23 protein-coding genes are annotated in these 19,781 nt (G+C 69.2%); 4 read left to right on the top strand and 19 right to left on the bottom strand.

The window, feature by feature from the left end; translation table 11 throughout:
* Positions 1–2: 2 nt before the first annotated feature.
* From rpsC to AB0M30_RS08770, 13 genes are all read right to left on the bottom strand, one after another.
* Positions 3–842 carry a 30S ribosomal protein S3 gene (gene rpsC / locus AB0M30_RS08830; protein ID WP_013222607.1) on the bottom strand — a complete coding sequence of 280 codons (840 nt, stop codon included), beginning with the start codon at positions 840–842 and terminating at the stop codon, positions 3–5.
* Positions 842–1,261, bottom strand: coding sequence for a 50S ribosomal protein L22 (gene rplV, locus AB0M30_RS08825; RefSeq protein WP_013222606.1), 420 nt, complete (start codon positions 1,259–1,261; stop codon positions 842–844). Before rplV ends, rpsC begins: the two co-directional genes overlap by 1 nt.
* Positions 1,262–1,292: 31 nt before the next feature.
* Entirely contained in the window at positions 1,293–1,574 is a 282-nt protein-coding gene (gene rpsS / locus AB0M30_RS08820; RefSeq protein ID WP_003102083.1) for a 30S ribosomal protein S19, read from the bottom strand.
* A gap of 18 nt (positions 1,575–1,592) precedes the next feature.
* Positions 1,593–2,429, bottom strand: a complete 837-nt coding sequence (gene rplB, locus AB0M30_RS08815; RefSeq protein ID WP_003102084.1) for a 50S ribosomal protein L2 — start codon at positions 2,427–2,429, stop codon at positions 1,593–1,595.
* A gap of 15 nt (positions 2,430–2,444) precedes the next feature.
* Positions 2,445–2,756, bottom strand: a complete 312-nt coding sequence (gene rplW / locus AB0M30_RS08810; protein WP_003102087.1) for a 50S ribosomal protein L23 — start codon at positions 2,754–2,756, stop codon at positions 2,445–2,447.
* Positions 2,753–3,442 carry a 50S ribosomal protein L4 gene (gene rplD / locus AB0M30_RS08805; protein WP_103342410.1) on the bottom strand — a complete coding sequence of 230 codons (690 nt, stop codon included), beginning with the start codon at positions 3,440–3,442 and terminating at the stop codon, positions 2,753–2,755. The genes rplW and rplD overlap by 4 nt, the downstream gene beginning before the upstream one ends.
* Positions 3,439–4,095 (bottom strand): 50S ribosomal protein L3, encoded by a 657-nt coding sequence (rplC, locus tag AB0M30_RS08800; protein WP_013222604.1) that lies wholly within the window; start codon positions 4,093–4,095, stop codon positions 3,439–3,441. The genes rplD and rplC overlap by 4 nt, the downstream gene beginning before the upstream one ends.
* Positions 4,096–4,129: 34 nt before the next feature.
* A complete protein-coding gene (gene rpsJ, locus AB0M30_RS08795; RefSeq protein WP_003102098.1) occupies positions 4,130–4,435 on the bottom strand; it encodes a 30S ribosomal protein S10 in 306 nt (101 codons plus the stop codon).
* A 410-nt stretch (positions 4,436–4,845) separates the two neighbouring features.
* Positions 4,846–6,039 (bottom strand): elongation factor Tu, encoded by a 1,194-nt coding sequence (gene tuf / locus AB0M30_RS08790; protein WP_103342409.1) that lies wholly within the window; start codon positions 6,037–6,039, stop codon positions 4,846–4,848.
* Positions 6,040–6,168: 129 nt separating this feature from the next.
* Complete coding sequence (gene fusA / locus AB0M30_RS08785; RefSeq protein ID WP_364581651.1) at positions 6,169–8,268, bottom strand: elongation factor G; 2,100 nt, start codon at positions 8,266–8,268, stop codon at positions 6,169–6,171.
* A 63-nt stretch (positions 8,269–8,331) separates the two neighbouring features.
* Positions 8,332–8,802 (bottom strand): 30S ribosomal protein S7, encoded by a 471-nt coding sequence (gene rpsG, locus AB0M30_RS08780; protein ID WP_003102106.1) that lies wholly within the window; start codon positions 8,800–8,802, stop codon positions 8,332–8,334.
* Positions 8,802–9,176 (bottom strand): 30S ribosomal protein S12, encoded by a 375-nt coding sequence (rpsL, locus tag AB0M30_RS08775; protein ID WP_003102113.1) that lies wholly within the window; start codon positions 9,174–9,176, stop codon positions 8,802–8,804. The genes rpsG and rpsL overlap by 1 nt, the downstream gene beginning before the upstream one ends.
* Positions 9,177–9,998: 822 nt before the next feature.
* On the bottom strand, positions 9,999–10,154 hold the full coding sequence (locus AB0M30_RS08770; protein WP_364581649.1) for a hypothetical protein: 156 nt from the start codon (positions 10,152–10,154) through the stop codon (positions 9,999–10,001).
* A gap of 157 nt (positions 10,155–10,311) precedes the next feature.
* On the opposite strand from AB0M30_RS08770, the gene AB0M30_RS08765 reads away from it, so the two are divergent.
* The 4 genes from AB0M30_RS08765 to AB0M30_RS08750 are packed head-to-tail and all read left to right on the top strand — an operon-like array spanning position 10,312 to position 13,034.
* Positions 10,312–10,848 carry a YbaB/EbfC family nucleoid-associated protein gene (locus AB0M30_RS08765; RefSeq protein ID WP_364581647.1) on the top strand — a complete coding sequence of 179 codons (537 nt, stop codon included), beginning with the start codon at positions 10,312–10,314 and terminating at the stop codon, positions 10,846–10,848.
* Positions 10,848–11,189, top strand: a complete 342-nt coding sequence (locus AB0M30_RS08760; RefSeq protein WP_364581644.1) for a hypothetical protein — start codon at positions 10,848–10,850, stop codon at positions 11,187–11,189. Before AB0M30_RS08765 ends, AB0M30_RS08760 begins: the two co-directional genes overlap by 1 nt.
* A gap of 10 nt (positions 11,190–11,199) precedes the next feature.
* Positions 11,200–12,426: a hypothetical protein gene (locus AB0M30_RS08755; RefSeq protein WP_364581642.1), complete on the top strand. Its 1,227-nt coding sequence runs from the start codon at positions 11,200–11,202 to the stop codon at positions 12,424–12,426.
* Between the two features lie 2 nt (positions 12,427–12,428).
* On the top strand, positions 12,429–13,034 hold the full coding sequence (locus AB0M30_RS08750) for a hypothetical protein (RefSeq protein ID WP_364581640.1): 606 nt from the start codon (positions 12,429–12,431) through the stop codon (positions 13,032–13,034).
* Here AB0M30_RS08750 and AB0M30_RS08745 read toward each other — a convergent pair.
* From AB0M30_RS08745 to AB0M30_RS08720, 6 genes are all read right to left on the bottom strand, one after another.
* Positions 13,015–13,239, bottom strand: a complete 225-nt coding sequence (locus AB0M30_RS08745) for a hypothetical protein (protein ID WP_360177573.1) — start codon at positions 13,237–13,239, stop codon at positions 13,015–13,017. The genes AB0M30_RS08750 and AB0M30_RS08745 overlap by 20 nt on opposite strands.
* 94 nt (positions 13,240–13,333) lie before the next feature.
* The gene (locus tag AB0M30_RS08740; RefSeq protein WP_364581637.1) at positions 13,334–14,674 is read right to left on the bottom strand and encodes a DUF4407 domain-containing protein; all 1,341 of its coding nucleotides are present in this window, start codon (positions 14,672–14,674) and stop codon (positions 13,334–13,336) included.
* Positions 14,664–16,055 carry a hypothetical protein gene (locus tag AB0M30_RS08735; protein WP_364581634.1) on the bottom strand — a complete coding sequence of 464 codons (1,392 nt, stop codon included), beginning with the start codon at positions 16,053–16,055 and terminating at the stop codon, positions 14,664–14,666. The genes AB0M30_RS08740 and AB0M30_RS08735 overlap by 11 nt, the downstream gene beginning before the upstream one ends.
* Positions 16,052–18,073, bottom strand: a complete 2,022-nt coding sequence (locus AB0M30_RS08730) for a hypothetical protein (protein ID WP_103342400.1) — start codon at positions 18,071–18,073, stop codon at positions 16,052–16,054. The genes AB0M30_RS08735 and AB0M30_RS08730 overlap by 4 nt, the downstream gene beginning before the upstream one ends.
* Complete coding sequence (locus tag AB0M30_RS08725) at positions 18,070–18,813, bottom strand: hypothetical protein (RefSeq protein ID WP_364581632.1); 744 nt, start codon at positions 18,811–18,813, stop codon at positions 18,070–18,072. Before AB0M30_RS08725 ends, AB0M30_RS08730 begins: the two co-directional genes overlap by 4 nt.
* A gap of 98 nt (positions 18,814–18,911) precedes the next feature.
* Positions 18,912–19,634 (bottom strand): Crp/Fnr family transcriptional regulator, encoded by a 723-nt coding sequence (locus AB0M30_RS08720; protein ID WP_364581631.1) that lies wholly within the window; start codon positions 19,632–19,634, stop codon positions 18,912–18,914.
* Between the last annotated feature and the right edge of the window lie 147 nt (positions 19,635–19,781).

Genomic DNA, 19,781 nt, shown 5'->3' with positions numbered 1-19,781 from the left:
TCTCAGCCCTCCGTCTTTTCTGCGGTCTCGGTGGCCGGAGCCGCCGGGGCCTCGGTCGTGGCCGCAGCGGCGGCGCGACCGGCTTCGGTCGAGGTGGCGGTCGTGCCCGAGGCGCCGGAACGACGCGGACGGGACGGCCGGTCGCTGCGGTCGCGGTCGCGACCACCGCGCGGCGCGCGCTCGGCGGCGTCGCGGGCTTCGCGGGCCTTCAGGCCACCGACGAGCTCACCCTTGTAGATCCACACCTTGACGCCGATGCGACCGAACGTCGTCTTGGCCTCGAAGAAGCCGTAGTCGATGTCGGCGCGCAGCGTGTGCAGCGGGACGCGGCCATCGCGGTAGTGCTCGGAGCGGGACATCTCGGCACCGCCGAGACGACCGCCGCACTGCACGCGGATGCCCTTGACCTGCGGCGAGCGCATGGAGGTCTGGATCGCCTTCCGCATCGCGCGGCGGAACGCCACGCGGTTGGAGAGCTGCTCCGCGACCGCCTGGGCGACCAGCTGGGCGTCGGCCTCGGGGTTCTTGACCTCGAGGATGTTCAGCTGGACCTGCTTCTTGGTCAGCTTCTCCAGCGCGCCGCGGATCCGGTCGGCCTCCGCACCGCGGCGGCCGATGACGATGCCCGGCCGGGCGGTGTGGATGTCCACGCGGACGCGGTCACGGGTGCGCTCGATCTCGACCTTGGAGATGCCGGCCCGCTCCATGCCCGTGGCGAGGAGCTTGCGGATCTTGACGTCCTCGGCCACGTACTCGGCGTACTGCTTGTCGGCGTACCAGCGCGACTTCCAGTCCGTGGTGATACCCAGGCGGAAACCGTGCGGGTTGATTTTCTGGCCCACTACCGGCCACCTGCCTTCTTCTTGCTCTGAGCCTTCTGCGCGACGGCCGGACGCGACTCCACCTCGACGGTGATGTGGCTGGTCCGCTTGCGGATCCGGTACGCGCGGCCCTGGGCCCGCGGGCGGATGCGCTTGAGGGTGGGGCCCTCGTCGGCGTACGCGTTCTTGACCCAGAGCGTCTCCGGGTCCAGCTGAAGGTTGTTCTCGGCGTTGGCCACGGCGCTGGCGAGCACCTTCGCGACCGGCTCGCTGGCCGCCTGCGGGGCGAACCGGAGCACGGCCAAGGCGTCGGCGGCGCTACGTCCCTTGATGAGCTCGATCACCCGGCGCACCTTGGTGGGCGAGTCCCGGACGAAGCGAGCCCGCGCGTACGCCGTAGGCAGTTCAGCCTCGGTCGTCGCGTCGTTCTGGGCGTTCATCGCTACTTCCCTTGTCTCTTATCGTGCCCGCTCAGCGGCGGCGCGACTTGCGGTCGTCCTTGATGTGGCCCTTGAAGGTCCGCGTCGGGGCGAACTCGCCCAGCTTGTGACCCACCATCGCCTCGGTGACGAACACCGGGACGTGCTTGCGGCCGTCGTGCACCGCGATCGTGTGACCCAGGAAATCCGGGATGATCGTGGAACGCCGCGACCAAGTCTTGATCACGGTCTTCTTGCCCGATTCGTTCAGCGCGTCCACCTTCTTGAGCAGGTGGTCGTCCACGAACGGGCCCTTTTTGAGGCTACGTGGCATTTGGTTCTACCTCCCTGCTCAGCGCTTGTTCTTGCCGGTACGCCGGCGGCGGACGATGAGGGCGTCGGACGCCTTGCGGCGACGCGTGCGGCCCTCGGGCTTACCGTTCGGGTTGACCGGGTGGCGACCACCGGAGGTCTTACCCTCACCACCACCGTGCGGGTGGTCGACCGGGTTCATGACGACACCACGGACCGTGGGGCGCTTGCCGCGCCAGCGGTTGCGGCCGGCCTTGCCCCAGTTGATGTTGGCGTGCTCGGAGTTGCCGACCTCGCCGACCGTGGCGCGGTTGCGCACGTCCACGTTGCGGATCTCACCCGAGGGGAGACGCAGCTGGGCGTACGGACCGTCCTTGGCGACGAGCTGCACCTTCGCGCCGGCGGACCGCGCCATCTTCGCGCCGCCACCGGGGCGGAGCTCGATCGCGTGGATCACAGTACCGACCGGGATGTTGCGCAGCGGCAGGTTGTTGCCCGGCTTGATGTCGGCCCGGGGGCCGTTCTCGACCGTGTCGCCCTGCTTCAGCTTCTCCGGCGCGATGATGTAGCGCTTCTCGCCGTCGGCGTAGTGCAGCAGCGCGATGCGAGCGGACCGGTTGGGGTCGTACTCGATGTGCGCCACCTTGGCGGGGATGCCGTCCTTGTCATTGCGACGGAAGTCGATGACGCGGTAAGCGCGCTTGTGGCCGCCACCCTTGTGCCGGGTGGTGATCTTGCCGGACGAGTTGCGACCGCCCGAACCGCTCAGCGGACGAAGCAGCGACTTCTCCGGGGTGGAGCGGGTGATCTCGGCGAAGTCCGAGACGCTCGAACCGCGACGACCCGGGGTCGTCGGCTTGTACTTGCGGATGCCCATTGTCAGCTCAGTCCTTTACGCGGTGGGTCCGCCGAAGATCTCGATCGCCTTGCTCTCAGGCGAAAGAGTCACGATGGCGCGCTTGGTGTCCTTGCGCTTGCCGAAGCCTGCGCGAGTCCGCTTCCGCTTGCCCTGGCGGTTGGCCGTGTTGACGCTGACCACCTTGACGCCGAACACCTTCTCGACCGCGATCTTGATCTGGGTCTTGTTGGCGTCCGGGCGGACGATGAACGTGTACTTGTGGTCCTCGAGCAGCCCGTAGGACTTCTCGGAGATGACCGGCGCGAGCAGGATGTCGCGGGGGTCCGGAATGGCGACCGAACTCACTTCTCGTCACTCCCTTCCGTGACCTCGCCCGACCGCGCGGAAGCCTTGACGGTCTTACCGCGGACGGGGCCGGCGACGAACGCGTCGTACGCGGCCTTGGTGAACACGACGTCGTCGTTGACCAGCACGTCGTAGGTGTTGAGCTGGTCGGCCCAGAGGATGTGCACCTCGGGCAGGTTCCGCAGGGAAACCCAGCTCAGCTCGTCGTCCCGGTGCAGCACCACGAGCACGCGCTTCGCCAGCGTCACCGCGGCGAGGGCGGCCTTGGCGGCCTTGGTGTTCGGCTTCTCACCGGTCACCAGTTCGGTGACGACGTGCAGCTGGCCGGCGCGGGCCCGGTCGGAGAGAGCGCCACGCAGGGCGGCGGCCTTCATCTTCTTCGGGGTGCGCTGCGAGTAGTCACGCGGCGTGGGGCCGTGGACGACGCCACCGCCGACGAACTGCGGCGCGCGGGTCGAACCCTGGCGGGCACGGCCGGTGCCCTTCTGGCGGTACGGCTTCTTGCCGCCACCGCGAACTTCGCCACGGGTCTTCGTGTCGTGCGTGCCCTGGCGAGCGGCGGCCTGCTGGGCCACCACGACCTGGTGCATCAGCGCGACATTGGCCTGCACGTCGAAGATCTCCTCGGGGAGGTCCACGGTGCCGTCGGCTTTACCGGCCGGGGTCTTCAGCTCGACGCTTGTCATTCGGAGTTACCACCCTTCGCGGCGCTGCGAACGAACAGCACGCCGCCCTTGGGACCGGGCACGGCGCCCTTGATCAGCAGCAGGCCGTCGTCGGCACGCACGGCGTGCACGGTCAGGTTCTGCGTGGTGACCCGGTCGTTGCCCATCCGGCCCGCCATGCGCAGGCCCTTGAAGACGCGGCCGGGGGTGGCACAGCCACCGATGGAACCCGGCTTGCGGTGCACGGCCTGGGCACCGTGGCTCGCGCCCTGGCCCTTGAAACCGTGGCGCTTCATGACGCCCGCGTAGCCCTTGCCCTTGCTGGTCCCGGTCACGTCGACCTCGACGCCGGCGGCGAACACCTCGGCGGTGATCTCCTGGCCGACCTCGTAGGTCTCGGCGTCGGTGGTGCGCAGCTCGGCGAGGAACCGGCGCGGCGTCACGCCCGCCTTGTCGAAGTGGCCGGTGCGCGGCTTGTTCACCTTGCGCGGGTCGACCGCGCCGAACGCCAGCTGCACGGCCGTGTAGCCGTCCTTGTCCTGGGTCCGAACCTGGGTGACCACGTTCGGACCGGCCTTCACGACGGTGACCGGGACAACCCGGTTCTGTTCGTCGAAGACCTGGGTCATGCCGAGCTTGGTGCCCAGGATGCCCTTCATCTGCCTGTCAGACATGAGTCTCTTACTCTCCGCCGCTCGCCCGCCGCTACTACTGGATGTTGACGTCGACGCTCGCCGGCAGGTCGATGCGCATGAGCGCGTCGACCGTCTTCGGCGTCGGGTCGAGGATGTCGATCAGACGCTTGTGCGTGCGCATCTCGAAGTGCTCGCGCGAGTCCTTGTACTTGTGCGGCGAGCGGATGACGCAGTAAACGTTCTTCTCGGTGGGCAGCGGCACCGGCCCGACAACACGGGCGCCGGTGCGCGTGACCGTCTCCACGATCTTGCGCGCCGAGGTGTCGATCGCCTCGTGGTCGTAGGCCTTGAGCCGGATGCGGATCTTCTGTCCCGCCATGGTGGCTGCTCGTTCCTTGTCGTCTCGTGCCGCTATCTCACAAACCCCGCTGGGTGTTGCCACCCTGAGCCTGGGTTTCCGCAGTTCAACGGCCCTGTCCCCGGTCCACGCGGTCGGGCGTGTCGCGCCCGACGCACAGACGGATCCCGCGGGATCGTCGTCTTGCCTGGTCTTCCTCAACGTGAGGAGGCGCTGAGCCGGCAGCGCTTTTGCAAGCACTGCCCGTCTCACTGCCTTTGCCCGCTCGCCTCACCCGAAGGAAAGAGCTCCGCGGACCGTGGCCACTCGCACCGGAGCGGCCGGATCCTCGAAAGGATCGGCCGCCCCAGGACGAGCAACCTGAATAGTGTCGCACACGTGATTTGACGCCCCGAACCCGGGGGTGTATTGCCCCCGGTGGGGCGCCTAAATCACTTGTTGATCTTGGTAACCTGGCCCGCGCCGACGGTCCGGCCACCCTCGCGGATGGCGAAGCGCAGACCCTCGTCCATCGCGACCGGCTGGATCAGCGCGACCGTGATGTCGGTGTTGTCGCCCGGCATGACCATCTCGGTGCCCTCGGGGAGGGTCACGACGCCGGTCACGTCGGTGGTGCGGAAGTAGAACTGCGGGCGGTAGTTGTTGAAGAACGGGGTGTGACGGCCACCCTCGTCCTTCGACAGGATGTAGACCCGGCCCTCGAAGTCGGTGTGCGGGGTGGTGGTGCCCGGCTTCACGACGACCTGGCCGCGCTCGACGTCCTCGCGCTTGATGCCGCGGACCAGCAGGCCGACGTTGTCGCCCGCCTGGCCCGAGTCGAGCAGCTTGCGGAACATCTCGACACCGGTGACGGTGGTCTTGGTCGACTTCTCGCGGATACCCACGATCTCGACCTCTTCGTTGACGTTGATCTGGCCGCGCTCGACGCGACCGGTCACCACGGTGCCACGACCGGTGATGGTGAAGACGTCTTCGATCGGCATCAGGAACGGCTTGTCGAGCTCACGCACCGGGTCCGGCACGTTGTTGTCGACGGCGCTCATCAGCTCGAGAACGGCCTCGGACCACTTCTCGTCACCCTCGAGGGCCTTCAGGCCGGAAACGCGCACGACCGGCGCGTCGTCGCCCGGGAACTCCTGCGAGGACAGCAGCTCGCGGACCTCCAGCTCGACGAGCTCGAGGATCTCCTCGTCGTCGACCATGTCGGCCTTGTTCAGCGCGACCACGATGTAGGGCACGCCGACCTGGCGGGCGAGCAGCACGTGCTCGCGGGTCTGCGGCATCGGGCCGTCGGTGGCGGCCACGACCAGGATCGCACCGTCCATCTGGGCGGCACCGGTGATCATGTTCTTGATGTAGTCCGCGTGACCGGGGGCGTCCACGTGCGCGTAGTGACGCTTCTCGGTCTGGTACTCGACGTGCGAGATGTTGATCGTGATGCCGCGCTGCTTCTCTTCCGGCGCGTTGTCGATCTGGTCGAACGCCCGCGACTCGTTCAGCTCCGGGTACTTGTCGTGCAGCACCTTGGTGATGGCCGCGGTCAGAGTCGTCTTGCCGTGGTCAACGTGACCGATGGTGCCGATGTTGACGTGCGGCTTGGTCCGCTCGAATTTCGCCTTCGCCACTGGAATGTCCTCCTGGACTGATTTCGCTTTGTGCTCGTGGGGCGGCGTGGCTGCCGCCCCACGATTGTTCCTTCGTCGGTGCTGCGGACGTTCAGGAGAGTCCCTTAATGCCCGCGAGCGCTGGGGGGATTACTCCCCCGTCGCCTTCGCGATGATTTCCTTCGCGACGTTCGCGGGAACCTCGGCGTAGGAGTCGAACAACATGGAGTAGTTCGCCCGGCCCTGGGTGCGGGACCGCAGGTCGCCGACGTAGCCGAACATCTCCGACAGCGGGACCAGCGCCTTCACGACGCGGATGCCCGCCCGCTCCTCCATGGCCTGGATCTGACCACGGCGGGAGTTGAGGTCACCGATGACGTCACCCATGTAGTCCTCGGGCGTGGTCACCTCGACCGCCATCATCGGCTCCAGGATCACCGGGCCGGCCTTCTTCGCGGCTTCCTTCATCGCCATGGAACCGGCGATCTTGAACGCCATCTCCGAAGAGTCGACCTCGTGGTAGGCACCATCCAACAGGGTGAACTTCAACCCGACGAGCGGGTAGCCGGCCAGGACGCCGTACTGCATCGCGTCCTGCGCGCCCGCGTCCACCGACGGGATGTACTCCCGCGGCACGCGACCACCGGTCACCTTGTTGTCGAACTCGTAGAGCGCGCCGTCGGTGCGCTCGAGCGGCTCCAGCTTCACGATGACCTTCGCGAACTGGCCGGAACCACCGGTCTGCTTCTTGTGGACGTAGTCGAGCTTGTCGACCGTCTTCTTGATCGTCTCACGGTAGGCGACCTGCGGCTTACCGATGTTCGCCTCGACCTTGTAGTCGGACTTCATCCGGTTGACCAGCACCTCGAGGTGCAGCTCGCCCATGCCCGCGATGATCGTCTGGCCGGTGTCCTCGTCCAGCTTGACCTGGAACGTCGGGTCCTCTTCGGCCAGCTTCTGGATCGCCAGGGACAGCTTCTCCTGGTCGGCCTTCGTCTTCGGTTCGATCGCGACCCGGATGACCGGCTCGGGGAACGTCATCGACTCCAGCACGATCGGGTTCTGCGGGTCCGCCAGGGTGTCACCCGTGGTGGTGTCCTTCAGCCCGATGACCGCGTAGATGTGGCCGACCTGGGCGTCGTCGACCGGGTTCTCCTTATTGGAGTGCATCTGGAAGATCTTCCCGATGCGCTCCTTGCGCTCCTTGGTCGCGTTGATGACCTGCGCGCCGGCGGCGACCTTGCCCGAGTACACCCGGATGTAGGTCAGCTTGCCGAAGAACGGGTGCGCGGCGATCTTGAACGCGAGCGCGGCGAACGGCTCGTCGACCGACGCCTTGCGGGAGGCCACGGTCTCGCCGTCGGGCAGCAGGCCCTCGACGGCCGGGACGTCCAGCGGGGTCGGCAGGTAGTCGATGACCGCGTCGAGCATGGGCTGCACGCCCTTGTTCTTGAACGCGGAACCGGCCAGCACCGGGAAGACCTGGCTGGTGATGGTGAGCTTCCGGATGCCGGCCTTGATCTCGGCCTCCGTCAGCTCCTCACCCTCGAGGAACTTCTCCATCAGCGCGTCGTCCGCCTCGGCGACGGTCTCGACGAGCTTCTCGCGGTACTCCGCGGCCTTCTCGGCCAGGTCGGCCGGGATTTCCTCGACCGAGTAGTCCTCGCCCTTCTGGACCTCGCCGCGCCAGGTCAGCGCCTTCATGCGGACCAGGTCGACGACGCCTTCGAAGTCGTTCTCGGCGCCGATCGGCAGCTGGATGACCAGCGGGCGCACGCCGAGGCGGTCCACGATGGTCTTCACGGTGTAGTAGAAGTCCGCACCCAGCTTGTCCATCTTGTTGACGAAGCAGATGCGCGGGACGTCGTACTTGTCCGCCTGCCGCCAGACCTGCTCGGACTGCGGCTCGACGCCTTCCTTGCCGTCGAAGACGGCGACCGCACCGTCGAGCACCCGGAGGTTGCGCTCCACCTCGACGGTGAAGTCGACGTGGCCCGGGGTGTCGATGATGTTGATCTGGTGGTCGTCCCAGAAGGTGGTGGTGGCAGCCGAGGTGATGGTGATACCCCGCTTCTGCTCTTCCTCCATCCAGTCCATGGTGGCGGCGCCGTCGTGGACTTCACCGATCTTGTAGTTGACCCCGGTGTAGAACAGGATCCGCTCGGTGGTGGTCGTCTTGCCGGCGTCGATGTGGGCCATGATGCCGATGTTGCGGACCTTGTTCAGGTCGGTCAGCACTTCACGTGCCACGAGAGTGTTCCCCTGTTCTCAAGCTTGGGGCCCGGCATGGCTTGGTCGACAGCCGGGCGGTCATCACCAGCGGTAGTGCGCGAAGGCCCGGTTGGACTCGGCCATCTTGTGCGTGTCCTCGCGACGCTTCACCGAGGCACCGAGGCCGTTGGAAGCGTCCAGGAGCTCGTTCTGCAGGCGCTCGATCATCGTCTTCTCGCGGCGAGCCTGCGAGAAGGAGACCAGCCAGCGCAGCGCCAGCGTCGTGGAGCGGCCCGGCTTGACCTCGATCGGCACCTGGTAGGTGGCACCACCGACGCGGCGGCTCTTCACCTCGATGGTGGGCTTCACGTTGTCGAGGGCGCGCTTCAGCGTGACGACCGGGTCGGTGCCGGTCTTCTCGCGAGCGCCTTCGAGCGCGCCGTAGACGATGCGCTCGGCCAGGGACCGCTTCCCGTCCTTCAGCACCTTGTTCACCAGCTGGGTGACCAGCGGGGAGGCGTAGACGGGGTCGGAGATCAGCGGCCGCTTGGGGGCCGGACCCTTGCGGGGCATTAGCTCTTCTCCTTCTTCGCGCCGTACCGGCTGCGCGCCTGCTTGCGGTTCTTGACACCCTGCGTGTCGAGCGAACCGCGGATGATCTTGTAACGGACACCCGGAAGGTCCTTCACACGACCACCACGCACGAGCACCATCGAGTGCTCCTGCAGGTTGTGGCCCTCACCGGGGATGTAGGCGGTGACCTCGATGCCGCTGGTCAGCTTCACACGCGCGACCTTGCGAAGCGCCGAGTTCGGCTTCTTGGGGGTCGTGGTGTACACGCGAGTGCACACGCCACGCCGCTGCGGGCTCCCCTTGAGGGCCGCGGTCTTCTGCTTGGCAGCCTTGTCCTGGCGGCCCTTGCGGACCAGCTGCTGGATCGTGGGCAATGGACCAGCTTCCTGTCGTGATCTGCTTCTTCGTGTCTTCACCGGCCCCCGCGGTCGGGCGTGTCGGCCCGCGTCACGGTCTCGCGACCGGTAACTTCCCGGAGGGATTTCCGTCGGAACCCCGACCTGCCGAAGCCGGTGACCGGGTGCCTGAGCACCCCGTCCATGCGCACGGCACGCGGAGCGGCCCGACGCATGCCGGGCACGGTCTCCAAAGATACCCGCCCGGGTCCGGGAGGAACGCGGCGGGGGGTCTGTAGGTCGGCGAACCTCCAGCGTACCTCTCAACGCCCCTGGGCTGCGGGACATTCCACGCCTCGGGTCGCGGGGAGCTCAGGCTCACGGCGCGACGGGCGGTTCGGCGGGTGCGCGGCTTACTTCGGCGCGCGGCTGCCGACGGGGGCGCGGGTGCTGGGGCTCGAGCAGATTACTCGGCACGCGGCCGCCGGCTCGGTGGCGAGTGCTGGGGTTGAGCGGGGTGGCTTCCCTGGGCGCGGGTGCCGGCGGCGAGCGCCGGAGCAGCTCCTCGCACGCGGCCGCCCACTCGGTACATGGCTGCCGGGACCGGGCTGGTCAGGAAGCCGCGGCCCTCCAGCCAGCGAGCCGGTGCGCGGGCAGCTTCGCCGCTCCCCCGCGCCGAGACCCGGCGATGAGTGGCGGGCGGCTCGCCCAGCCCGCCGGTCGCCGAGCCAAGGCACGGCCGCCGGAGCCGCGGCCGCTACGAGCGGCGGCGGGCACCAGGCGGCGGGCGGCGGGCGCCACGAGCGGCGGCGGGCGGCGGGCGGCGCAGCTTCAGCAGCGCCGCCGACTCCGCCCGCTCCCTCAGTCCTCGTCCGGCTTGGCGTGGTCCGGCTTGCCCGGGTTCGGGTCCCGGGACAGGTCGATCAGGGGGTGCACGCCGGCGCCCTCCGGGGCCGCGTGATTGCCCCTCGACTTGGGTTCTTCGGCCGGGCCTCCGGCCCCTTCGGTGCTGGTCATCACACACTCCTCGCGCGTTGTCCCCTGCTTCCCTCTCGGGCCGAAACCTACCCATTACCCGGTCGGGTGATGCAGTGGGATCGGATCGGCCGTTCCGTACGTCACAGTGCGGCCGGAGGGTCACGATGGGTGCACCACGAAACGGAGAGGCGGGCGGATGTCGGGCGAGTTCGAGCAGCTGGTGGCCGAGTTCGAACGGTTCCAGGCGGGCATCCGCCACGCCGACGACCGGTTCGCCGGGCTGGGTGCGATGCGGCAGCAGCTGACCGAACTGCGGGCGAGCGCCGCGTCGGCGGACGGGGGTGTCACTGTCGTGACCGGGCCCGGGGGTGCCGTCCTGGACGTCAAGTTCACCGAAGCCGCGCTGGCCAAGGGGCCGCAAGCGCTGTCGGCCACGCTGCTCACGACGCTGCGGGAAGCCATCGGCGAGGCGGCGCGGCGGCAGGCGGTCATCGTCGAAGAGAACATGGGTGACGGCCTCGGCCTCGTCGACCAGGTCCTCGAGACGCAGGCCGTGGCGTTCGGAACCACCGTCGAAGAACTGCGGTCGAAGCTCACCGAAGCACCGCCGCGGCCCGAGGACTTCTCCGAGCAGCGCGTGCTCCGCCCGGCCGACCCGCCGCCGGCCCCACCCACGGCCGGCCCGTCGGCGGGCGACCGCTTCCTGCGGAACCTGTTCGACGAGGAGGACTGATGCCCGACGGAGCCGGCGGTTACCGGGTCGAGGTCGACGCGCTGCACAAGTACGCCGGCGAGCTCGGCAAGTACCGCGAACAGGGCACGAAGATCACCGAAAAGGTCGCCCAGGCCGACGTCGGCGACAAGTCGTGGGGCGTGGTCGGCCTCTTCACCAAGAGCGGCTACGACGACACCCTTCGCGAGCTGCAGGCGCTGCTGGCGTCCATCTCGGACGGCCTCGCCTCCGCGCAGGCCAAGCTGACCGACGCGGCGAACGTCTACCAAGGCGTCGAGGACGACCACAAGACCTCCTTCGGCCAGGTCGAGACCCTGCTCGACGGCCCCGGAAAGCACTGAGGGGAAGACCATGGCCGAGGTCGAAGACGTCGCGAGCGGCATCACCGTCAAGCCCGACGACCCGAAGACCGTGCTCGGGGTCAACGTCGGCAACGCCATCAAGGCGACGCCGTTCGCCGGCAGCGCGGTCACCGTCGGCAAAGACGCGGTCTCGGTGACGAAGGCCGTCTTCGCGCCGCAGCACGACGGCGCGGACACCACCCTCGCGCTCGGCACGATCGCCACCGACACCGCGAGCTTCATCCAGTCGAGCTCGAGCACCATCACCGACATCGCCACGGACCCGCTCGGCTGGCTGGTCGGGCAGGGGCTGAACTTCCTGGTCAACGCCGTCCAGCCGATCCAGGACGCGATCCACTTCGTCAGCGGCGACGGCCCCGCGCTGGGGGTCGCGGCGGAGAACTTCGGGGCGATCGCCACCGGGCTGGACAAGCTGGCCCAGAACTTCGCCGAGGTCGCCGACGAATCCCTCAAGGGCTGGGAGGGTGACGCGGGCAACGCGGCGAAGACGGCGCTGGGCGAGTTCGCGCACGGCATCGAGGGCGTCGCCGGGAAGTCCGGTGACCTGGCCCGGATGCTGCAGCTCAACAGCATGCTGATGAGCTTCGCCGAGGACCTGGTCAAGGCCATCCTCACCGAGTTCGTGACCTGGCTGATCCTGCTGTGGGTGCCTGCCCTGGCCGCCGCGGTGCCGACCTGCGGGGCTTCGCTGTCCGCCGCCGCTCCGGTGACCGAGGTCAAGGCGGCCCAGACGACCGCGAAGACCACTCAAAAGGTGAACAAGCTGCGCGAGCTCCTACAGAAGGTGCTCGACTGGCTCCGGAAGCTGCAGCAGAAGTTCGCCTCGACGACGCTGGGCAAGTCGCTCACGAAGATCGCCGAGGAGAACGAGGGCAAGGACCTCCTCCAGAAGGCCGCCGGCGACAAGGGCTTGATCGGCAAGCGCTGGGCGAAGGCTTTCGAAAACCCGGTGCTCGACGCCGCCGGGAAGGTCGACTACCGGAAGACGATGCTGAAGGCGGGCGCCACCGAAGCGCTGAAGAAGGGTGGCGAAGCGGCGGTGAAGGGCGTGCTCGGCTACAACCCGGCCAACCCCGGCGACAACCCCGCCAAGACGGTGAACGACCACCTCGGCAAGCTCACCAGCCACGTCAAGAACGCGAAGAAGGCGAGCGGCTACGACGGGACGGGCCGGGACCAGCCCGTCGAGGAAACCCGCGAGGACCTGGACTTCTGACGATGCAGACGCTCTTCACGATCGGCGTCCTGGTGGTCGTGGCCGCGGTGGCCGCCGCGATCTGGTGGCGGTCGCAGCGGACGGCCGCCGCGAGCCGCGAGGGTCACTGGTTCAAGGCCTTCGCGGCCGAGCGGGGTGGCACGTACGGCAGCGGTTCGCCGAGCTTCGGCGTGGTTCACCCGACCGGGCGACCGCTGTCGGGTGCGCCGGCGGACCCGTGGGTCGAGTTCCGCCTCGGCGGCCGGCCGGTGCTCGGGATCGACACGCGGGAGTCCTACCGGCACTTCGACGACCACATCCACTTCCGCGATCTCCACGTCACCCAGGTGCGCGTGCCGCCGGGCCCGGAGCTACGGATCGTCCCGGGCCGGCCGGTGTCCATGCCGACGCTCCCGCCGGACTCGGCGCTCGACGCCGAGCTGGCCCGCTGGCTGGCGGCGAACCCGCGGTTCGGGCAGCGGGAGGTCGTCGTCGAGAACGGCTCGGCGCGGACCTGGGGGCCGGGCTGCGCGACGCGGCAGAACCTCACCGCCGAGGCCGCCTACCTCGCCGAGCTGGCCGACCACCTGCCCGCGGCGCTGTGGACCCTCAGCGGCGGCGGGTCGTGAGGTGGGTCAAGCCCGCCGACAAGGCGAAGACGAGCCCGAGGCCGACGACGTAGGGCCCGGCCAGCAGGGCGAACCCCGCGCCGATGTTGGCGTCGGGCTGATCCGACGTCGCCCGGAAGCCGATCGCGCCCACCGACAGCAGGACCGCGCCCGCGATGATCAGGACGAGGGCGATCACCGTGAGGCGTTTGGTGACGGGCGTCATGCGTCCATGGTGCCCGGGATGGCGCGGATCCGCCGGACAGGCGCAGCCCCGGCGCCGGAACGCCGGGGCTGCTCGGTGGAGAGCCGGAACTCCCCTACTGCTGGTTGCGCAGCTTCGCGGCCAGCCGGTCGATCTCGGCGTCCAGGTCCGACTCCCGCCTCGCCCGGGCGGAGCGATCGGCCTCCTCGATGCTGTCGATCCGGGTCCGGAGGTTGTACTCCGTCCGCTGCAGCCAGACGTCGTTGTCCGCGGTGTCCTGCCGCTCCCGCAGCGTGACGTGCTTCTCGTGCAGCCGGCGGGCGACCTCGATCTGCCGGGCGACGAGCACGTCGTAGGCCGTCGAGCCGCTCATCAGCTTCGTCAGCACCGGCATGCAGTCGATCGCGATCAGCAGCAGCCGCACGAGCCACTGGGCCGCGAACACGAGCACGCTGCGGCCGGAGAGCCGCCCGAGCGCTTCGTCCTCGTCGAGGATGCCGATCACGCCCTGGTGCTCGCGCATCGACGTGACCTTCGCGGTGATGGCGTCGCTGACCTGCTGACCGGCGGTCTGCCGGGCGCTGCCCAGCTTCGCGGTCAACGCGTCGATGTTCGTGTTGGCCTCGGTCAGGTCGGCCTGCCGCTTCTCGAGCCGGTTGTCGGTGCGGAAGCGGTCGGCCACCTGCCGGTTCCGGTCGCATTCGGGACCGTCGCCCGCCACGCCGGTGAGCCCCTCGCCCCGCGCGCCGCTGCACTCCGCCCGCGCCAGCTTCTCCAGCTGGTCCCACTGCACGTAGAGGGCGTCGTACTCCGACTTCGCCGCGTCCCGGTTCTTGCTCGCCTTGTCCAGCTCCTGCTGCGCCGCGTCCGGCGAGTTCTTGATGGTCAGCCGGAAGTTCGCGCACTCCGGGGTGTCGAGCGCCGGGGCACCCTCCGGGTTGCAGGTGCGGTACTGGCTTTCGTAGGCGGACAGCTCGTTCTGCCTGCCGTCGAGGACTTCCTTGTGGATGGCGGGCTGGAAGATCCACAGCAGCAACGGTTCCGCGATCACGGCCCCCATCAGCAGCGAGATCACCAGCCGGGGCACGAACACCCGGGTCTTGCCCGCGCCGAGCATGCCGTGCGTGCTGGAGATCAGCCAGCCGTCGAAGCTGATGATGACGTAGGCCCACAGCGCACCGGCGGGCAGCAGGAAGATCCACGGCACGGCCGACAGATCGCTGAGCGCCACCAGCAGCGACAACCCGGCCAGCAGGCCGGTGTTGAAGATGATGGCGCCGAGCCGCGTGTAGCGCGGCCGCTCTTCCGGCACCCAGTCGAGGATCTCTTCGCGGATCCCGGCCAGTGCCCGCAGCCGCCTGCCGAGCCCGCGGTGTGGGTCCACCGGCCGGTAGGTCCCCAGCGGGACGTCGGGAGGAAGGGCGCCCCGGGTGGGCGCCTCGGTCTCAACTGACATCCTCTTCCCTCACCCCGGTGTCGTCGTCTTCGGTGTCTTCCGCCTCGGCCCGCGGCGCGGGCGAACCCTTGTCCCCGGCGGCCAGCTCCGACTTGCCGCCGCCCTCGAGCTGCTCCCGCGGCGCGGCTCCGGTCAGCTTGGTGATCAGCAGGTTCGGGTCCAGGTTCGTCATGTCGAGGTAGCCGTGCTTGCCGAGCTCCCGGATGACCTCGAGGGTGATCTCCTCCTTGCGCCGGGTCTCCGCGCGGGCCAGGCCGTGGTCTTCGCGCCGCCACTTGCGTTCCTCGCGGGACTGCTCGCGGCTCCACCGGCGCTGCTCGTTCCGGTGCTCGATTTCGTAGAGCCGCTCTTCGTGCCGGCGATCGAACGCGGCCTGCCGCTCGGTGCGCTCGACCTCGCCGCGGTAGCGGTTCTCGACGAGCAGCCGCTCGGCCATCTCGGACGCGTCCAGCGAGCCGGCCACGTACGCGTTCGCCAGCGCGCTGTCCGGGTTGTTCCGGATGATCTCGGCCAGCGCGGTCATCTCCTCGCGGTCCTGCCCGCGCTGGTGCCGGTCGAACGCCTTCCGGTCGGCCATGCGGTCGAGCTCGTACCGCTGCTCCTCGATCCCGACGACCCCGGAGTGGTGCACGCGGTCCCACTCCAGGCGCTGCTCGTGCGCCTGCCGTTCGGTGCTCAGCCGGTGGTCGTGCCCGCTCCGGTCGCGCTCGAGGTACTGGTCGTGGTGCTGGCGTTCCGCGGTCAGCGAATGGTCCAGGCGCTGCTGCGTCGTGTCCAGCTCGTACTGGTATTCGATGCTGCGGCGGGTGCCCATCAGCTGCCGGTACTCGTCCGGGGTCAGCACCTCGACGCTGCGCAGTTCCACGGCGATGCCGGAGATCACCGGCGGCTTGAGCGTGGTGAAGGCCTTCACCTGGGCGTTGACGTCCCGGCGGACTTCGTTGATCTGCAGGAGCCGGTACTCCAGGCCCAGCTCGAAGATCCGGTGGTGGCTCTTGAGGTAGGCCCGCAGCAGCGTTTGCGCGTCGCCCCGCCCTTCCCGGACGACGCTGACGGCGTTCGTCACGGTGCAGACGAACGTGACGCGCATGGTGAAGTCGTCGGCTTCGGCGGACGGGATCGCCAGCTCGACGATCACCTCGGCTTCGCGGGTCAGGTCCACCAGGCTGACGTGGGTGGCCCGGACGACCTGTTCCTCGTCCAGGCGCCGCTGGGCGCTGTCGAGGACGTATTCGCCGTCGACGCGGTAGACGAAGACCTGGTGCGCGTTCGGCCTCGGCAGTTCGCCGTGTTCGCGGTATTCCTTGCGCCAGAAGAACTTCCCCTTGGTCTGCGCGGGATCCAACGGGCGCTGTTCGACGATCGGGTAGGGCTCGGTCATGGCAGTGCGGCAGCCTCTCGGTGCAGGTGGGAGATCGCGGCGAGCAGGTGCTCGACCAGAGGGGAACTGTCTTTGCTGGTACGCGCCTCCAACGCGGCGAAGTCCGCGCGGAGGAGGTCGGCTTCGCCGGCGGGCAGGGCCACCGAAATGGCCAGCCCGAGCGAAGTCGCGACCGCGACGGGGTCGTCGCAGAGGTGCTTGAGGTCGTCGAGGGCGGAGCGCAGCACGGTCAGCGCCCGCTTGCGCGTCGGCCGGTTGCGGAGAACCGTGGCCCACAGCCGCCCTTGGACGGGCGCGGTCCGGTCCCCCACCCGGCAGAGGTGGGTGATGGCGGCGTGCCGTCCGGAGATCCGGTCGCGCGCGGCGAGCACGCTGAGGGTCGCCCGCGTGGCCGCCCGGATGTACTCCGGCTTGGTGCCCGGGTTGTCCAGCCGCCGCACTTTCCCGTCGAGCAGCGTCAAGACGACCCCGGCGTCCTCGGTGCGCCGGGTCAGCGTGACGAACAGGGCGGCGAGCGCGACGTGCGCGTCTCCGGTGACCGTGTGGCTCTGCAAGATGAGCTGCCAGAGTCGGTTGGCCGCTTCGTGCGGGTAACGGGCGCCGAGCTCGCCGCTCAGCGCGACCGCGCCCGTCCACCGTTCGGCCGGGGTGCCGCGCCCGGCCCACTGCGCCGCCAGCTGCAGCGCTTCCGGGGCGAGGGCTTCGTCGTAGCTCAGCAGCCACAGCACGTGGGTCGCGGTGGTCTGACCCGGCCAGCCGCGCTTCCCGTCGGCCCACGGCGCCAGGATGTCGTCGACCTCGTCGAAGGCGTACCGCGCGAGTTCGGCGAGCCCGGCGGCGACCCGCAGGCCCTCCTCCGGCATCACCTCGTCGAGCCACGCGGAGACGCCGTCCCAGAAGGGCGCTTCTTCGCGGGCCCACAGCTCGGCGAGCACGAACCGCCGGTAGCGCGGCTCCCGGAACCGGGGGCAGTGCCGGGCGACGCCGTCCGAGCCGGCCCGCTCGACCTTGATCAGGCTGTCGGGGGCGTAGAGCTTGAGCCGGTGTTGCCGCAGCAACTCCGGCTGCGGGCGCTCGCCGGGGTCCGGCTCGTCGCCCACGATCGACTCGGCGAGCTTCGCCTCCAGCTTTCCCAGCGCCGACTCGAAGGTCCGTTGCCGCGCCCCGTCGAGGAAGGCCAGTGCGGTGGCGGCCAGGAAGTCCCGCTCGTCGCGCTCTTCGTCGAACCACGTCCGGACCCGGTCGTGCAGGGACGCGTCCAACTTGGGCAGCGCCTGCTCGACCGTCAGCCCCTCGCCGAGATCGGCGGCGACGGCGACGAGGTCGGTCAGCTGCCCGCCGTCGGGCCAGGCACGCAGGACCCGTTCGACGACCTCGTCGACGTCGTCGAGGCCGGCGAGCCGGACGCGCAGCACCTGCCGCGGATCGGGCTGTTCCCACCGCACCTGGGCGACGGCGTCGACTTCACCGCACCCGGTCGGCGTGGTCGTGGTGACGACGAGGTGGGCCCCTTGGTCGCGGACGCGGTCGCGGACCGTCCGCCACGTGAAGTCGACGTCGGCGGCTCTCCGCTCCGCGATGCGGTCGGCGATGATGTAACCGCTTCCCGCCGCGTAGTCGCGTTCGGCCAGGCTCTTGAGCCGGTTCATCGGGGACAGCAGGTACAGCGGCCCGTCGGTGACCTCGCGCAGCAGCGCGATCGCCCCCGCCCGCTTCCCGGTTCCCCGGTCGCCGTGCAGGCCGACGACGTGGTCCTTGCGCAGCGCGCCGAGCGCGGTGTCGTAGCAGGCCGGTGTGACGTAGTGGCTCAGCTCGGCCAGGACATCGGTGTCGTCGAGCTTGCCGGCCGCGGCCTTGACGCGCGCCGGCCGCTGCGGGCCGATGCCGAACTGGGCGCCGTCGGCGTAGATCGGGCCGTTGAACTGGTTCACCGCACCCGCGAGCTGTTCGGTGTAGTCGTCGCCGGGCGCGGGCTCCGGCGTCTCGGCCGGCTTTTCCGCCGGTTCTTCCTCGCTCATGAGCCGTGCTTGATCCCGAAGACCGCGTTCGCCGCGTCGACGCTCCCGTTGACCACGGTGATCGCCTCGGCGCGGTAGTGCTGCCCGGCCGCGGCGGTCACCCGGGTGCCCGCCGGCTCGGCCGGCGGCGGATCGGCCGAGAGCCGGGCGCCGTGCACGTCGTGCCCCGGGACCCGGAGCCAGGCCACGTCGGTGAATTCCTTCTGCCGCACCACGACTTCCCGGAACTCCCCCGGTTTCAGCGAGGTGTGGCGCTGGGCCACGACGTCGGTGTAGATCTGCCGCGAAACGAGCACGGCCAGGTCGGCGTCCGGGAACGCGCGGAGGGCGCCGCGGACGGGTGCGCTGTCGACGAGGCGGCTCACGCCCACCACGCCCTGTCCCGTCCAGCCGTTCGCGCCGGGCATCGCGACGCCGTGGTGGATCGCGATCCGGATGCGCATCCGGGCGTCGGCCGCGAGGTCGTGGTTGTGGTCGGCGAGCGCCGCGACCAGCTCGCGGACGTAGTCGTCCACGACCACCGGTTCGGGGGTGCCGGGCGGGAGGATCGCCAGTTCGCCGTCACCGGCGCCCTGCCGGTGCCAGGTCGTCCGGTCCAGGCCGCACCGGACGGCGGCGGTGTCCGCCACGGCGAGCAGGCCGGACTGGATCGAAGCGTGCTGCCGGTCGTCCCGGCCGCCGTAGCCTTGCACGTCGAGGGAAATGAGCAGATGGCGGGAAAAATCGCTGCCGCGAGCCAAGGTCTTTGTCCTTTTCGGAGCCGTTAGGAGATGAGCGCAGAGTCTGCCTGCACTGCGTGACCAAGACTCCGGAAAATTCCGTGATCTGCACCGGTTCGTTAGCCAGGATCAGCGAACGTCGCTAGTCCGTTCAGGTCAAGAATGGTTACTGTCCGGTATCGGTACGCGATGTAGTTCTTCTCCTTCAATTGACGGACAGCCAATTGGATCGCGTCCCGGCCCGCACCGATCAGCTTGCCGAATTCCGGTTGCGAAAGCTCGATGTCGAGCCTCATCCCGGCCTCGGCCGGCGCACCGTGGTACTCGGCCAGTTCGAGCAGGACCCGGGCGAGCCGGACCGTCGTGTCGTACCCGGCGAAGTCGAGCCGGCGGCGGTTCGCCCAGTCGAGCCGGTCGGCGATCATGTGGCAGACCACCCGCCAGGCTTCTTCCCGGCGCCGCAGGAAGTGCCGGAACTGCTCCAGCGGAATCCGGTGCACCGTCATCGCCCGGCACGCCGTCACCGTGGCCGAGCGAGGACCTTCCCGCAGCACCCCCATCTCGCCGACGAGATCGCCGCTGATCCTGATGCCCAGCAGGCTTTCGGTGCCGTTCCGATCCGCCGCGGTGACCTTGACGCACGCCAGCCTGGGCTGTTTTCCGTGCCCGAGCAGGAAAACGTGCGTGCTGGGTTCGCCCTGGTGCAGCAGGACGGTCCCGGCGAGGCACGGTTTCGGGTTCCCCAGCCTCAGCAGCTCACCGCCCAGCGCACCCGGTAGCCGCGACATGACCGTGCCACCAGGCCATTCCGTGCCGTTTCCGCTCGCACCGTCGGCCGCCACGCCGCACCCTCCTCGACGAGTCCCGGAACGACCACCGTTCCGGTTCGTGCCCGCGAGCCCCCCTCGCGCACCCTAGACAAATACCCGCGACGAAGGCGGTTGTCGATGCCCGGGAAAGGGAACGGCCCGCATCGCGGGCCGCACCGG

It is taken from the genome of Amycolatopsis sp. NPDC051716 (genome assembly GCF_040681595.1).
GTDB lineage: Bacteria > Actinomycetota > Actinomycetes > Mycobacteriales > Pseudonocardiaceae > Amycolatopsis.
Note: the sequence above shows the minus strand (reverse complement) of the source record. Positions and strands in the feature narration are given on the sequence as shown.